Here is a 14,905-nt window from a genome sequence, read left to right on the forward strand (position 1 = left end):
CTGAAAATGGGAATAAATTCAGAAAGTTATAACATATTATAACAAATTATTAAGGATTTCCTGCAGTTCGCTTTCTGTTTTTACCAGCACTTCCCTGGCCTTGCTTCCCATGTTTGGCCCAACAATGCTGGCTGCTTCCAGCTGGTCCATCAGCCTGCCGGCCCTGTTGTAGCCCAGTTTCATGCGGCGTTGCAGCAAGGAGGTAGAACCCTGCTGGGTAGAAACGATCACCTGGGCCGCCTCTTCAAATAACGGGTCCCTGTCGGCAATGCTCAGTTCCTTTCCATCCGGGTCTTTATCATCTACGTACTCAGGCAGCAGGAAGGCATCCGGGTACCCTTTCTGGTTTCCAATAAATTCGGCCACGCTTTCCACTTCCGGCGTATCCACGAACGCACACTGCAGCCTCACCAGCTCGCCGTTGAAAGATACCAGCATATCCCCCTGTCCTATCAACTGCTCGGCTCCTCCTATGTCCAGGATGGTACGGGAGTCGATCTTGGACGAAACTTTGAATGCTATACGTGCAGGGAAGTTCGCCTTGATGGTGCCTGTAATAATGTTAACTGACGGGCGCTGAGTAGCAATGATCAGGTGAATACCCACAGCCCTGGCCAACTGGGCCAACCTGGCTATCGGCATTTCCACTTCTTTACCTGCCGTCATGATCAGGTCAGCGAACTCATCCACTACCAGCACGATAAATGGCAGGTAACGGTGCCCTTTAAGCGGATTCAGCCTGCGTTGGGTGAATTTCGCATTATACTCCCTGATATTACGGGTTCCTGCCTCTTTAAGCAGGTCGTATCTCAGGTCCATTTCAATACACAAGGCATTGAGGGTATGTATCACCTTTTTGGTGTCGGTGATGATAGCGTCTTCCTCTCCCGGTAGTTTAGCCAGGAAGTGTTTTTCTATCAGTTTATAGAGCGATAATTCAACCTTTTTAGGATCGACAAGCACGAATTTCAGTTGGGAAGGATGCTTCTTGTAGAGCAGGGAAACCAGGAGGGTGTTGATACCCACTGATTTACCCTGACCGGTAGCTCCTGCCATCAACAGGTGCGGCATTTTGGCCAGGTCGGCTATAAAGTTCTCATTGTCGATCTTTTTACCGATGGCGATCGGCAGGTCCATGGTACTGGTCTGGAATTTCTCTGAAGCCAGGAGGTTTTTCAGGGAAACGATCGATTTCTTCACATTTGGCACCTCGATACCAATAGTACCTTTACCCGGGATAGGGGCAATGATGCGGATACCAAGCGCCGAGAGGCTCAGGGCAATATCATCTTCCAGGTTCTTGATACGCGAGATACGGACACCGGCCGCCGGCACTATTTCATAAAGCGTAACGGTAGGCCCTACGGTAGCACTGATCTTCTGGATGGAAATATCGTAGTTTTTCAGTGTGTCAATGATCTGGTTCTTGTTCTTTTCCAATTCGGTAGTATCCTGAACAATAACCTTATCGGCATTGTGATTTTCCAACAGGTCGAGGGTCGGGAACTTGTAGTCTCTCAGGTCCAACGACGGATCAAAAGGATCTACCGGTTCTACCGGCGCTGCAGGTGCAACGATCTCCACGTCCTCTTCTTCATCCCGGAAAGTAGGCTTGATCTCGAACGCCACTTCAGTTCCGTTGTCTTTTTTTCTTGGCGTCGGATCTATTTTCTCGGGAGTTTCTTCTATATATAACAACGGTCCGGGGTCTTCCACTTCTTCTTCCTCTTCTACCAGCTCTTCATCCAGCAACGCTGCATTCACCGGCGTTACTACAGCAACCGGGTCTGGCGGTATATACGCGGTATGAGCAGGAGGGATAGAGAGTTCTTCTTCTTTCTCAACCAACTGCATAGGAGGCAGATCGTTTTCCTCTTCTTCGGTAACAGCAGCAGAAGGATGGAGCATTCCTCCTTCTTCTTTCAACCCATTTTTTCTTGCCGGCTCCTCTTTTGCGGGAACAGGCACTGCTACAGTAGCCGCAGGCACAGGAGCTGGTACTACCGCCTGTACGGGTTTAGGAGGCTTTACTTTTTTCTCCGGCCATTTGAAATCCCAGTTGAATTTCCAGATAAGCCAGGACAGGCCTATCACCAACAACAGCAGGGCGGTACCGGTTTTTCCTACAAAGCCGGAGGTCCATTTGTTCAGGGCATCTCCCAGGGCGCCTCCCCAGGGGAAGTTGCCGCCTCCGGCAATAAATGCCATGGTTGTGCTGATGAATAAGAGACCGAATAAAATATATTTAACGTTGCGCCATACACGAAATACCCGGCGGCCAACGATGAAGTTTACACCTATAATGAAAAAGAAATAACAGAAGAGATAAGCGGCGATACCTACCCCATAAAAGAAAAAGTTGTGCGACACGTAGGCGCCGAGGCGGCCCAGCAGGTTATCTACTTTTACATCTCCCAGCAATAGTTCCCGGGTCGAGTAATGAAAAATCTTATCCTGGTCATCTTCCCAGGTAAAAAGGTAAGAAGTGAAAGCGATAAAACAGTAAACAGCCAGCAAAAGGAAAAACACACCCATTACCTTATGCGTGCGCTCATCTTTGACCAGCTCCTTTACTTTAACCTCAGGCTCTTTATCTTTCTTCAGCACATCAGGATTTGGGGTAGTAGTGCCTTTCGGTTGTTTGCTTTCCGGTTTTTCGTTTTTCAGTTTATTCTTGGACATAATTTAAATTCAGATTTTGGGCCCCGACCATGGCGGCAACTGTAGTATCCAGTGTGCCATAAATTCGGGAACCAGGGGATCAATGGTTTGTTCCAGCTCTCCATATTCATCAGGCTCACAGGTTATACAACGCTGAAACAAGTGATTTAGTCCTTGAAACTGACGGACTGTTGTAAATCCATTTCCATTTTCACGTAAGATACGCTCTATTGCGTTCAAATTTGCAGTGGCGTCTACCTGCACATCGTTCGTTCCGTTAATTGCCATGAACGGGCATTTGATCTTCTTCAGCTGCTCCAGTGGTTTATATCTTAATACCGAAATGGCTTCAGGGGTGATATTGGCGCCCTTGACCATTTCTTCGGCTGTGGTACTTTGTTTTATTTCGGCTGGCGATTCATCATATAATTTATGGATCATGGCTTCGGCCAGCGGGCGCACCACTGAAATGGGCTGATCTCCGGCCAGCAGATCCCAATACGGTTTCATTCTCTGTACCTGCGCATTTGCTACGCTGTCGGGCACCCCTTCCAGCCTGTTTTTGATCCTGGTTTGCAGATCTACCAGTTCTCGGCCTGGCAATCCTATTCCCGCCATAGAAATTACAAAAGCGATGGACGGATTGTTGGCTGCAACCAGTTGCGCTATGATCGCTCCTTCGCTGTGCCCTAATACCCCGATCTTCTGTTTATAAACATCCCTTCGGGTGTTCAGGTAATCTACCGCTGCCTGCGCATCATTTGCAAAGTTATAGATCGTAGCGGTATCAAATTGCCCCGAGGAAGCACCAACACCCCGGTCGTCGTACCGGAGTGTCGCTATTCCATTTTTTGCAAAATAATCTGCCAATACCAGGAAGAGTTTATGACCTGCCATTTCATCGTCGCGGGTCTGTGCTCCTGAGCCTCCCAGCAGGATCACTACCGGGTAGAGGCCAAACTGGCGGGGGCGGGTGAATGTACCGCCCAATGTTATTTTTTCTTTGGTATTTGTGAACTGTACTTCTTCTGTTAAGTAGGAAAAAGGAGGTTTAGGTTCCTGGGGCCGTTTATTGATATCCCCTTTCTCAATTTCCTTTCTTCCAAAATTAACAGCGCTCATGTCAGGACCAAAACTGGCATTCCCTTTAAACTGCCTGGTTGCCGGGTCCCAAACCCCTGCATAGGCGAAACGTATTTCATCGATCCTGAACAACAGGGTATCGCCCCGCTGGATGGTCACTGTAACATTGAACCGTTCTGCTACGGGCAGGTCGGGCAATGTTAACGTGCCTTTATACTCCCCTGCTTCTTTTTCAAAGTTCAGTATGATCCGCTGCCTTTCCCCATAGTAAAGTTTATAGGTGCCAAACCACTTCCCTTCCAGATCTGCCTGCTGTTGCGCCATTGCAGTTGTTCCCAGTACCAATCCTATCATCAACACCCAAAACCTTTTCAACATATCTCTCTTTTTATGCTTTATATTTTAATAACCCTGATAATAAGCAGATCCAGCCTGCAATAAAAAATACGCCTCCTATAGGCGTCAGGATACCGATTAATTTAGGAATTTCATTTCCGCCGATCTTCAGCGCCGTGATCAGGTAAAGAGAACCTGAAAACAGGAAGATGCCGATGATAAAACATCTGCCGGCCCATTCCAGTGCGCTTGCCGGCAGATAGGCAAAGAGAATGCCGGTCGCGATCAATGCAAACACATGATAGAACTGATATGTAACGCCTGTCTGAAATACTGAAACACTTTCCGGCGTCACGAGTTCTTTCAGTTTATGTGCGCCGAACGCACCTAAAATCACTGCCAACGCGCCTAAAGCTGCTGCCCAAACTAAGAAACTTTTATGCATGACCTAATTTTTCCGTAAAGGTATCCAATGTTATATTATCTGAAGTAATTATATGCCTTGATTGCTGGTAGAAAGGCAGCCTTTCTGCCAGTTTTTTTTCGATGAACCCTTCCAGGTCCTCATCTTCCAGGTCGGCGATCAGCGGGCGTTTCTGTTTTTTCCTTTTCAGCCTGTCTGCCATTGTTTCGAGCGACGGGTTGATCCAGATCGTAGTACCGTTGCTGTTCATAAAGTCCATATTTTCCTGGAAGCAGGGAGTACCTCCGCCGCAGGAGATAAGGAAATTATCCTGCTTCGATAATTCTCTCAGCAACAGGCTTTCTTTTTCCCGGAAATAATCTTCTCCTTTCGTTGCAAAAATGTCGGCGATCGCCATTTCTTCTGTTTCCACAATTACATCATCGAGGTCGTAGAACGGCAGTCCCCAGTGATCAGCCAGTTGCTTACCCCAATAGGATTTGCCGGCACCCATAAAGCCGAGTAGATATATCTTCATATTAAACGCAGAGTTCTAAGTCTTAAAAAATTATGCAGGATGAGTCCATGCCAGGCATAGGTCATTTTCCATTATGAATTGCAAATATAACCGCGTATTTGTATCGGGTTTGTTAAATTCGGCGGTTATAAAGCCCGTTGCCTGGTAAGGAAACGGTTCCAGGTGCATATTGGCCCTGAAATCCACTTTCCCATGTCCATACCATTTAAACATCGCTTCCTTGGCGCTCCAGCAGATGGTTTTATGCCGTAGTTCGTTCGCGGGATCAATAAACGCCGCTTCGTCGGGCGATAAAAACTTATGCGCTACCAATTCGATCTTCGGTTTTGCTTCCTCAATATCAATGCCTACATGCGATTTCCGGCTTACAATGGCCGCTGCATAGTCGCCGCAATGAGAAATGGAAAAATAATAACTGCCACAGATCAATACAGGTTTCCGCGTATTCGTAACGGTGATCTCTTGTATAGGGAAGCCAGGGAACAACTTCACCAACAAATACCGGCCGGCAAAATGCTGCAATCGTTTATGCGGATGATGAATAGCCGGGCTGATATTCACCTCCTTCCTGAAGAAAGATTCATCCTCTGTAATCTTCCATACACCTAGCTTCGTCTCCGGGTCAATTTGTATCGTTCGTATTAATGGCATATCTTGCCAAATTAAAGCAAAAAAGCAGAAAAAAACGCTTTTACACCTTAAAACAACCGCTAAAACTAAACTAACAAAAGCATGATTCTGTCAGACAAACGGATTCTGGAGGAAATTGAAAAAGGCACTATCGTTATATCGCCTTTTGACAGGAAATACCTGGGTACCAATTCCTATGATGTACACCTGGGAAAATACCTGGCTACCTATAAAGACCGGGTATTAGATGCACGCAAACACAATGAGATCGAGCACTTTGAAATCCCTGAAGACGGCTTTGTTCTGCAGCCGGGAACGCTGTACCTGGGCGTAACGGAAGAATATACAGAAACTCATGCGCATGTTCCTTTCCTGGAAGGAAAATCAAGTACCGGGAGACTGGGTATCGACATCCATGCTACAGCGGGTAAAGGAGATGTTGGCTTCTGCAATACCTGGACCCTGGAAATCTCCTGTGCACAGCCTGTAAGAGTATACGCCGGCATGCCTATCGGCCAGCTCATTTATTTTGTAGTGGAAGGAAATATCGAAACTTTCTACAACAAGAAAGGAAATGCTAAATATAACGGCCGCACGATCAGACCAGTAGAAAGTATGATGTGGCGCAACGAGTTCTAATACGTACAACAAAACCTGCTATGAAAAGAATCTTTCTCTGCGCTATTGCAGCAGCAGCCGTTGCCTGCAACAATGGTAACGGAAATGCCCGCCAGGGCGCTGCCGACAGCATCCTGAACCTGGCTTTCAGCAACTATGAACAAGCTTTTATAGCCGACCTGTGGAAAGAGAACCCAGACTGGGCTACCAACGTGGGGTATCATAATTACGACACTGTACTTATTGTACCAGACAGCCTATCCCGGCAGGCCGACCTCCAGTTTGTTGCAAGGCACCTGGATTCCCTGAAAGCCTACCCGCTTGATAAGCTGACAGACGCCAATAAAATCGATCACCAGCTGATTTCCAATTACCTGCAATCCGTTCAATGGTCTGTTAATACAGAGAAAAGTTACCAATGGAATCCTTCTTCCTATAATATCAGCGGCACGTTCGCCTTCATCCTGAATGAGAACTATGCCCCGCTGGAAACCAGGTTAAGAAGTTTTGCAGCCAGGCTGAAAAATGTACCGGCCTACTATGCCGCCGCAAAAAGCCAGGTAGTGAACCCCGTGCCGGAACTGACAGCGCTGGCCATAGATCAGAATATGGGCGGACTTTCTGTTTTCCAGAAAGACTTTGCCGATTCCCTGAAAAAAACAACTATCCCAGCTGTCGAACAGGCAGAGATGATAGCCGCTTCCAAAGCCGCAGTACAGGCAGTTACCAACTATGCCAACTGGTTAAAGGCACTGAAGCCTGAAAACCCGCGCAGCTTCCGTTTAGGCAAAGCGCTATACGATGCGAAGTTCAATTACGAGATCCAATCGTCTTACCCTGCCGAACAGATCTATGATTCGGCTATTGCACGCAAAGCGTTTGTGCATGGGGAGATGGCTAAAATAAGCAGGTCGCTGTGGCCAAAATATTTTGGTAATACCGCTATGCCTGCAGATTCGCTGGAGCTGATAGGAAAGATGATAGATACCTTATCTGCCAATCATGTTAAACCTGAAGAATTCCAGTCGGCAATCGAAAAACAATTGCCTGCGCTTATTTCTTTCATTAAGGAAAAAGACCTGTTATATATCGATCCTTCCAAACCGCTGGTTGTCCGTAAAGAACCCGCTTACATGGCGGGCGTTGCCGGCGCCTCTATCAGCGCGCCAGGCCCTTACGACAAGGGAGGCAACACGTATTACAACGTGGGCAGCCTGGAAGGATGGCCTAAAGATAAAGCAGAAAGCTACCTGCGCGAATATAATCACTATATCCTGCAGATCCTGGATATACACGAAGCTATCCCCGGCCACTATACGCAGCTGGTATACTCCAATCAATCGCCCAGCCTGATCAAATCAATTCTCGGAAACGGCGCGATGGTAGAGGGATGGGCTGTTTACACCGAGCAGATGATGCTGGAAAACGGCTATGGCAACAATGAACCAGAAATGTGGTTGATGTGGTATAAATGGAACCTTCGTACCGTATGCAATACCATCCTGGATTACAGTGTGCATGTAAAGAATATGAGTAAGGAAGATGCCATTCATTTGCTGACGAAAGAAGCGTTCCAGCAGGCGGCAGAAGCAGAAGGAAAATGGAAACGCGTAAGCGTGACCAGCGTACAGCTGACCAGCTATTTCACGGGGTATAAAGAGATCATCGACCTGCGTGAAGCATATAAAAAGCAGGAAGGTGAAAAATATAGGTTGAAGGCATTCAACGAGAAATTCCTCAGCTACGGCAGCGCCCCCGTTAAGTACATCAGGGAACTAATGCTATCTCACTAGTTTCACGCGAATGTTTCACGCAAAGGGGCATAAGAAGCAAAGAAGCATAAGATTTTTTGGACCGAAGCGGATTTTAAGAAGCAAAGGAAGGGAGATTGTGTTATGTTACAAATAACACAATCTCCCTTCCTTTGCTTCTTATTTTTTCTTAAAACAAAATCTTATGCTTCTTTGCTTCTTATGCCCCTTTGCGTGAAACATTCGCGTGAAACATTCGCATGGTTAACCCTTCTTCTTCTTTGAACGGTCGCGTTGTTGAAGCAGGTGCAATATTTTATTCAGCTTAACGGGATCGTTGATGTAAGGAGACAGATCAAAGAGTTCTACTTTCCTGAAAGCAACCGGATGACTTTCGCTTTGCAGTGAGATGGAGCCTTCTGTTAACAGGCGTCCTTCTTCGAGTAGGGCCGGGTCGGCGTTGGATACGCTTCCGCCGCCTACCTGCGGTTTGTTATAAACGATCACTGTATCACCTTCTACGATGTGTTTGATCACAGAATCGCGCAGTACCAATGCTTCAGCGCGTACCCACCTGTCGCCATGGTAGGTTTTGGATGTAGAACTGATGCAGTGGTCTTTGATCAGTTTGCCGTTCATTACCACGTTGGTGCCCGGGGTGCAAAGATTGGCGGTGCTGCGCGGATCTTTGCCGTTACCGCCAAGGAGTTGTTCTTCCAGGGAAATCGGGAAATCCTGATCTTTAGTCATACTGGCTGCCGTTTGTCCGTGCAGCATGATGCCGCTGTTGCGGAAAGCCCAGCCCGGACCGCCTTTCACCTGGTCGCCGGTAAAGCGGTATTCAACCACCACGAGGTATGCAGAGAAATTCTTTTTATAGAAAATATGCCCATATTGTTCCCTGAATTCATCATATCCATCATAGCTCACTTTGAGCATGCCACTGTCGACCCTGAAAGTATTGGCGAAGTTATCATTTAGTTCATGTCCTCTTATTTTGATATCCCAGTCTTTAAGGTCTTTGCCATTAAAGAGTTTTATCCATTTATCAGGGCTAATTTCCTTCTGGGCGTAGGTAGATAGTCCGGCGAGTAACAATAGTGCGGTGAGCGTTTTTTTCATGTAATCTGAATTTGGCTGGTCAAGATAGCAGATAGAAAAGATAAAAACAAGGCTGGCATATAATTCGTAACGGTGCCCTTATTGACTAAAGCACTAATTTATGCAGTACCTGAACTGGCTAGTCGCCGCATTTAGTTTGTTACCCTTCTCGTTGATTGCCCAGGATAACTGGCAACAAACCCTGAAAACCCAGTTGGAACAAATGGAAAAAGCGAGCCCCGAGAAATGGCCCCCTCATGTAAAAACATTAAAAAACCTGGCAGAACAGAACCCCGGTGAATGGCTGCTGCAATACTATGCAGGATGGGCTGCTACGCAGTTGTCTTTCCGCAGTTCCAAGTCGGATGCAGAGTCGCTTTGCGATCAGGCAGAACCCTTTGTTAAAAGGGCATTGGAGCTGCAACCAGAGAATACGGAAACGCTGACTTTAATGGGGTACTGGCTTTCGGCCCGCATCAATGCGGTACCCACGCGGGGAGCCACGCTGGGAGAAGAAAGCAGGAAGTATGCAGAGAAAGGAATAGCGGCGAATCCCGATAACCCGAGAGCCTGGCTGGTAAAGGCGTTGAATATCTATTATACGCCAAAACTCTTCGGGGGAGGCAAGCAAAAAGCTAAATCGGCCGTGGATACGGCAGGCGATAAATTCGCCCGGTTCAAGCCCAGTAATGCACTGGCTCCGAACTGGGGGCAACAGGTCTATGACATGCTGTTGGCAAATTATAAATAGTGTGTAAGAAAGTATACAACGTATCGCCGGTGCCACAGTAGCGAACATACGAAATATGTATAACAGTCTACTTATCAATTAATTACATTTTTGCAGGATTTTAGTGGCGTCAATCATAAACGCTTGTTAATTATGAATATCCGGACACATAGACTAAACAACGAGGATGCAGCTACGCCTAAAGCTGGTCCTATATATGAAAGCTCTAATCTGATCAATGTTACACCAGAAGGCCGTATCGTTTCCATTTTTGTTGGTTCCTGGCTGGTAGGATCCGCCATCAGCAAAGTGGATAAATCGCCGGTTCAAAGCCTCTTTAAAATCCTGGGCGCCGGTTACCTGTTATACAGGGGAATAAGCGGCAACGACCTGGTAAGTGGATTATTCGGAAAGCGGACCCCTGACAGGCATACAAAATCCATTAATATCCGTACTTCTATCCGTATCAATAACCCAAGAGAAGAAGTATATTATTTCTGGAGACAACTGGGCAACCTGCCAACCTTCATGAAACACCTGCAAAGTGTTGATGAACAGGATCCGTTCCATTCACATTGGGTAGTAAAAGGTCCGGGCGGCATTGGTACCCTCGAATGGGATGCTGAAATTGTGAAAGAGATCCCCGGCGAGATCATTGGCTGGCGGTCTTTACCTGGTTCATCTATCGCTACCGCCGGAAGGGTAACCTTCCTGGATACGCCAAACGGAGGCACTGAAATAGATGTGATGATCACTTACCGTCCTCCGGCCGGTTATGTAGGTTCAGGACTGGCCTGGTTGTTAAACCCGACTTTTGAGAATATGGTAATTAAAGATATACGCCGTTTTAAAAGCTTTATGGAAACAGGAGAAACGATCAAATGATCATTCATCCTACCCGCTATAAAAGATGAAGGGCTAATCAAGCAAATTGATTAGCCCTTCTTAATAAGTTGAAACCAGTTAACATCAGGAGAGTGCATCCCTTTTGAAACGGTTAAAGGTATGTTGACTTCTGTTAATCAGCTTTAAAACTCTCTGACGTGCATCGTCCTGGAGCCCAGCTATTTCATGTTCGAATACTTCTTTCAGATCAGATAAGTCTTCCTGGCTTCTGCCAACAAGTCCGTTAATTTTATGTCGCCAGTCGTCGGCTGTATTTTTAATCTTTCTGCGGGTATTGTTGCCACTCTCTGGTGCAGTTAACAATCCAATCGCGATTCCTGTAGTTAATCCGGCGAGGACACCTGCTAAAAATTTCGTAGTAGACATAATACTGGATTTTTATGGTTTAACAAAAGAAACGTGTGCATGGTTTAACACGTCAAGCCCATAATTTCCAAATATCGCGCCATCCCAAAATTCAGGGCAGGAAAAAGCCACCTGTATTGGTTGAGGGAATTGCAGTAAAACAGCAATATGAATTCAAAAAAACGTGGAAAACGTGGAATGGATCCGGGACAACCTCAGAACCGATAATTGCCCCGGTCAGGTGGATAAGAAGATAAGCGTATTAGATAATGGAATTTATAAAAGTCAAACGGTGGAATTAAAAATAAACACATTCTGGTACTTTTCAAACCTTTTTGAAAGAAATGAAATAATAAATTTTCTTAAAAAGTAAATCCCCCCTGGAAATGTAGTACCAGAGGGGATTTAAGCAGTTTTTAAATATATTAAATAAGGTGAGATTTTTTGCCTAGTTGGCTAATAACTGGGTAACCAACCTGTTAAAATCAGATTGGAATTGTTCATAGTGTTCGCCGGTTCCCGGACCGGAAAAACCGGTATGCACTTCTGCCACTTCTCCTTTTTTGTTGATGAAGATAGTGGTTGGGAAGCCTTTGATACCTGTCAGTTGCGGCAGCGTTTTCTCTCCTTTTTCAGGATCGGCAGGCGTAACGCCGGTAATGAGCACCGGATATTTCACATCAAATCTCTTCAGGAAGCCTTCCAGGCTCTTTTTGGATTTTTCGAAATCGGTGGTTCTTTCATAAGCCAGGCCTATCACTTCTACTCCCCTGTCTTTATTCTTATCGTACCATTTGCTGAGGAAACCGGTTTCATCCATACAGTTCGGGCACCAGGAGCCCATCAGGGTGATAATGACCACCTTGTTTTTGAAACGGTCGTCGTTGATGCTTACTTTATTGCCATTGAGATCAGGGAAGGTAAAATTGAGTTTTGTCTGTCCCGGCTTCATGGTAGCCAGTGTTCTTTCATCGGGCAACTTAGCCGTATCGTTCCTGACAGCGGAGAAATACTGCAGACCGTCGCCGATGCCGGCATAGAAAACGCCGTTGGCGATGCTGTCTTTTGCTACCCGGGCAGTGAACAGGTAGGCATGTGAACCATCAAAAGTAGAGAGTTTCAGGGTATCGCCGCTCACCACTCCTTCCAGGAAACGGTAGTCGCCCGTGGTGGTCAGGAAAGTGCCGTGCACCAGGTCGCCTGTTTGTTTAAACTCGCCGATTGCCAGGGAAGGGGCTTTGTCTTTATCTGTTGGCGAAACAAATTGGGTCACCCATCTCCCGCTAACATCAACAGTTGATTTTTGTGCAACCGGGAATCTTTCGGCCTGTCCTGCAATCGCTGAAAAAGGAACGCTTACATCCTTATCGGCCAGGTGCCTGATCCACACGCCTTTTGCAGCGCTGTCGGAACTCAGCACCGCTTTGAATTCTGAATCAAAGAACGGCATTTTGATAAACAGGGAATCGCCCTGTAATTTCACATCATCTACCAGCAGCCTGTCGTTCGCATTGAGAACGAAGAGCACTTTTTTGCCGGCAGTATCCTTTACTTCGAAATTGAAAACGATGTCGGCTCCATCTGCCCGGTGCAGTTTCGCCTGCCAGATTCCATCGGCTAATTGTTTGTTCGGGTTTCCAGCTCCGCAGGCGGCCATTAAGAGGCCGAGGAAGCCCATCCAGCTTTTTTTCATACCATTAATTTTGTGAATAGTTTCTTTTACCAAACAGCAGGCTGCCTATGCGTACCATGGTGCTGCCTTCTTTTAGGGCCAGCGGGTAGTCGGCGCTCATACCGATTGATAATTCCTTAAAATCTGTATTGCCCTGCAGGTAAGTATTGGCAAGGCGGGTGAATATATCGTGGAGCTGGTGGAACTCCGATTGTACCTGTGCGTTATCGTCCGTATTCGTGGCCATCCCCATTAACCCTACTATCTTCGTATTGCTATAGGCGTTAGCGTTAGTTGTGACTGTTCTCAGCAGTTCTTCTATCTCCTTTTCATCCATTCCGAATTTCGTTTCCTCGTCCGCGATATGGACCTGCAAAAGGCAATTGATCACACGCTGGTGTTTGGCCGCCTGCTTATTGATCTCCTGCAGGAGTTTCAGGCTATCTACTGCGTGGATGGTATGAACGAACGGAGCGATGTATTTTACTTTATTGGATTGCAGGTGTCCTATAAAATGCCATTCGATATCAGCAGGTAATTGGGCCTGCTTTTCCGTCATTTCCTGCACATAGTTCTCACCGAAGATCCGTTGGCCTGCTTCGTACAAAGCTGAAATATCTTCCGCCGGTTTGGTCTTGGACACCGCTACCAGTTTTGCATGAAATGGTTCCAGTTCTTCCAGTATCTTCTTATATGCTTCTAAATTGATTGCCATGGCACAAAAATAATCAGGATTCACTGAATTTGATGGCGATGCCACAAATTCGTGAATCCTGACGTATGAGTTGACCGTAATTTGCTGTTGACTAACTGAGTATAGACCTGCTGATAACGATGCGCTGGATCTCAGAAGTTCCTTCGTATATCTGCGTGATCTTGGCATCGCGCATCAGTCTTTCTACATGATATTCTTTCACATAACCATAACCACCGTGCACCTGTACAGCTTCTGTAGCTACCCACATAGCAGTTTCGGATGCGAACACTTTAGCCATAGAGCCGCTTAGAGTGTAATCGAGATGCTGGTCTTTTTCCCATGCGGCTTTGAGGCACAGCAACCTGGCTGCTTCGATCTTTGTGGCCATATCCGCCAGTTTGAACTGGATAGCCTGGTGCTGGGAGATCTCTTTACCGAATGCTTTTCTTTCTTTTGAATATTTCAATGCCAGTTCAAACGCGCCGCTGGCAATACCCAGGGCCTGGGAGGCAATACCGATACGGCCGCCGGCCAGGGTTTTCATGGCGAACTTGAAACCGAATCCATCTTCTCCAATCCTGTTTTCCTTTGGCACTTTAACATCCTGGAACATGACGCTATGCGTATCGCTGCCCCGGATGCCCAGTTTATTTTCTTTAGGCCCGATAGTGATGCCCGGAGTATCTTTTTCTATGATCAGTGCATTGATACCTTTGCTGCCTTTTTCAGGGTGCGTTTGAGCCATCACCAGGTAAACGCTGGCAGAACCTCCGTTAGTGATCCAGTTCTTGGTACCGTTCACCAGGTAGTGATCTCCTTTATCTTCTGCAATGGTACGCTGGCTGGTTGCATCAGACCCGGCTTCCGGCTCGCTGAGCATAAAAGCGCCGATGATCTGGCCGGATGCCAGCGGCACCAGGTATTTCTGCTTCTGTTCTTCTGTGCCGAAAGTTTCGAGCCCCCAGCATACCAATGAATTGTTCACGCTCATTACCACGGAAGCAGATGCATCGACCTTGGATATTTCTTCCATTGCCAGTACATATGAAATGGTGTCCAGTCCGGCGCCACCGTATTTGGGGCTAACCATCATCCCTAAAAAGCCTAATTCTCCCAGTTTTTTTATCTGTTCGGCTGGAAATTTCTGGTGTTCATCTCTTTCTATTACACCAGGCAATAATTCATTGACCGCAAAATCCCTGGCCGCCTTTTGAATCATCAGATGCTCTTCCGTGAATTGAAAATCCATTGTTTTAGTTTTAGTGTATTTATCCCAAATTATTTATAAATCAGCATCTAAAAAAATGGCTGAATTAAAATTAGGCTTTGTCAACCAGAACAGGTAAAATATTGAACAAAACGCTATAATTCCCCAACTGCATTGGATTTGATTTAGCGTTTACCATCAACTTTTACACCTGTATCCTTTTAGCT

The 14,905-nt window shown here is 46.5% G+C and carries 14 protein-coding genes; 4 read left to right on the forward strand and 10 right to left on the reverse strand.

The genetic code is table 11. From position 1 onward, the window contains the following. Positions 1-36 precede the first annotated feature (36 nt). The 5 genes from BLV62_RS00935 to BLV62_RS00955 are packed head-to-tail and all read right to left on the reverse strand — an operon-like array spanning position 37 to position 5,672. Positions 37-2,682 (reverse strand): DNA translocase FtsK, encoded by a 2,646-nt coding sequence (locus BLV62_RS00935; RefSeq protein WP_089757696.1) that lies wholly within the window; start codon positions 2,680-2,682, stop codon positions 37-39. Positions 2,683-2,691: 9 nt separating this feature from the next. Further along, entirely contained in the window at positions 2,692-4,122 is a 1,431-nt protein-coding gene (locus tag BLV62_RS00940; protein WP_089757698.1) for an alpha/beta hydrolase family protein, read from the reverse strand. 10 nt (positions 4,123-4,132) lie between these two features. Next, positions 4,133-4,525 (reverse strand): DUF423 domain-containing protein, encoded by a 393-nt coding sequence (locus BLV62_RS00945; protein WP_089757700.1) that lies wholly within the window; start codon positions 4,523-4,525, stop codon positions 4,133-4,135. Then, positions 4,518-5,021 carry a shikimate kinase gene (locus BLV62_RS00950; RefSeq protein ID WP_089757702.1) on the reverse strand — a complete coding sequence of 168 codons (504 nt, stop codon included), beginning with the start codon at positions 5,019-5,021 and terminating at the stop codon, positions 4,518-4,520. The genes BLV62_RS00945 and BLV62_RS00950 overlap by 8 nt, the downstream gene beginning before the upstream one ends. 30 nt (positions 5,022-5,051) lie before the next feature. Continuing rightward, entirely contained in the window at positions 5,052-5,672 is a 621-nt protein-coding gene (locus BLV62_RS00955) for a 4'-phosphopantetheinyl transferase family protein (protein WP_089757704.1), read from the reverse strand. A gap of 81 nt (positions 5,673-5,753) precedes the next feature. Between BLV62_RS00955 and dcd the strand changes: the two genes are divergently transcribed. Together dcd and BLV62_RS00965 are read left to right on the forward strand one after the other, a co-directional pair. Next, positions 5,754-6,290, forward strand: coding sequence for a dCTP deaminase (gene dcd / locus BLV62_RS00960; protein ID WP_089757706.1), 537 nt, complete (start codon positions 5,754-5,756; stop codon positions 6,288-6,290). Positions 6,291-6,310: 20 nt separating this feature from the next. Next, entirely contained in the window at positions 6,311-8,062 is a 1,752-nt protein-coding gene (locus BLV62_RS00965) for a DUF885 domain-containing protein (RefSeq protein WP_089757708.1), read from the forward strand. A gap of 222 nt (positions 8,063-8,284) precedes the next feature. Here BLV62_RS00965 and BLV62_RS00970 read toward each other — a convergent pair whose 3' ends face one another. Continuing rightward, the gene (locus tag BLV62_RS00970; RefSeq protein WP_089757710.1) at positions 8,285-9,142 is read right to left on the reverse strand and encodes a 3-keto-disaccharide hydrolase; all 858 of its coding nucleotides are present in this window, start codon (positions 9,140-9,142) and stop codon (positions 8,285-8,287) included. 100 nt (positions 9,143-9,242) lie between these two features. On the opposite strand from BLV62_RS00970, the gene BLV62_RS00975 reads away from it, so the two are divergent. Then, the gene (locus tag BLV62_RS00975) at positions 9,243-9,872 is read left to right on the forward strand and encodes a hypothetical protein (protein ID WP_089757712.1); all 630 of its coding nucleotides are present in this window, start codon (positions 9,243-9,245) and stop codon (positions 9,870-9,872) included. A gap of 132 nt (positions 9,873-10,004) precedes the next feature. Further along, complete coding sequence (locus tag BLV62_RS00980; RefSeq protein WP_089757714.1) at positions 10,005-10,736, forward strand: SRPBCC family protein; 732 nt, start codon at positions 10,005-10,007, stop codon at positions 10,734-10,736. Between the two features lie 84 nt (positions 10,737-10,820). Here the strand turns inward: BLV62_RS00980 and BLV62_RS00985 are convergent, their stop codons facing one another. The 4 genes from BLV62_RS00985 to BLV62_RS01005 form a co-directional block, all read right to left on the reverse strand. Continuing rightward, positions 10,821-11,123: a YtxH domain-containing protein gene (locus BLV62_RS00985; protein ID WP_089757717.1), complete on the reverse strand. Its 303-nt coding sequence runs from the start codon at positions 11,121-11,123 to the stop codon at positions 10,821-10,823. 427 nt (positions 11,124-11,550) lie between these two features. After that, complete coding sequence (locus tag BLV62_RS00995) at positions 11,551-12,795, reverse strand: TlpA disulfide reductase family protein (protein ID WP_089757721.1); 1,245 nt, start codon at positions 12,793-12,795, stop codon at positions 11,551-11,553. A gap of 4 nt (positions 12,796-12,799) precedes the next feature. Further along, the gene (locus BLV62_RS01000) at positions 12,800-13,489 is read right to left on the reverse strand and encodes a YggS family pyridoxal phosphate-dependent enzyme (protein WP_089757724.1); all 690 of its coding nucleotides are present in this window, start codon (positions 13,487-13,489) and stop codon (positions 12,800-12,802) included. A gap of 91 nt (positions 13,490-13,580) precedes the next feature. Beyond that, positions 13,581-14,720: an acyl-CoA dehydrogenase gene (locus BLV62_RS01005; protein WP_089757726.1), complete on the reverse strand. Its 1,140-nt coding sequence runs from the start codon at positions 14,718-14,720 to the stop codon at positions 13,581-13,583. Positions 14,721-14,905: the final 185 nt, after the last annotated feature.

It is taken from the genome of Chitinophaga terrae (ex Kim and Jung 2007), from assembly GCF_900107795.1.
GTDB lineage: Bacteria > Bacteroidota > Bacteroidia > Chitinophagales > Chitinophagaceae > Chitinophaga > Chitinophaga terrae.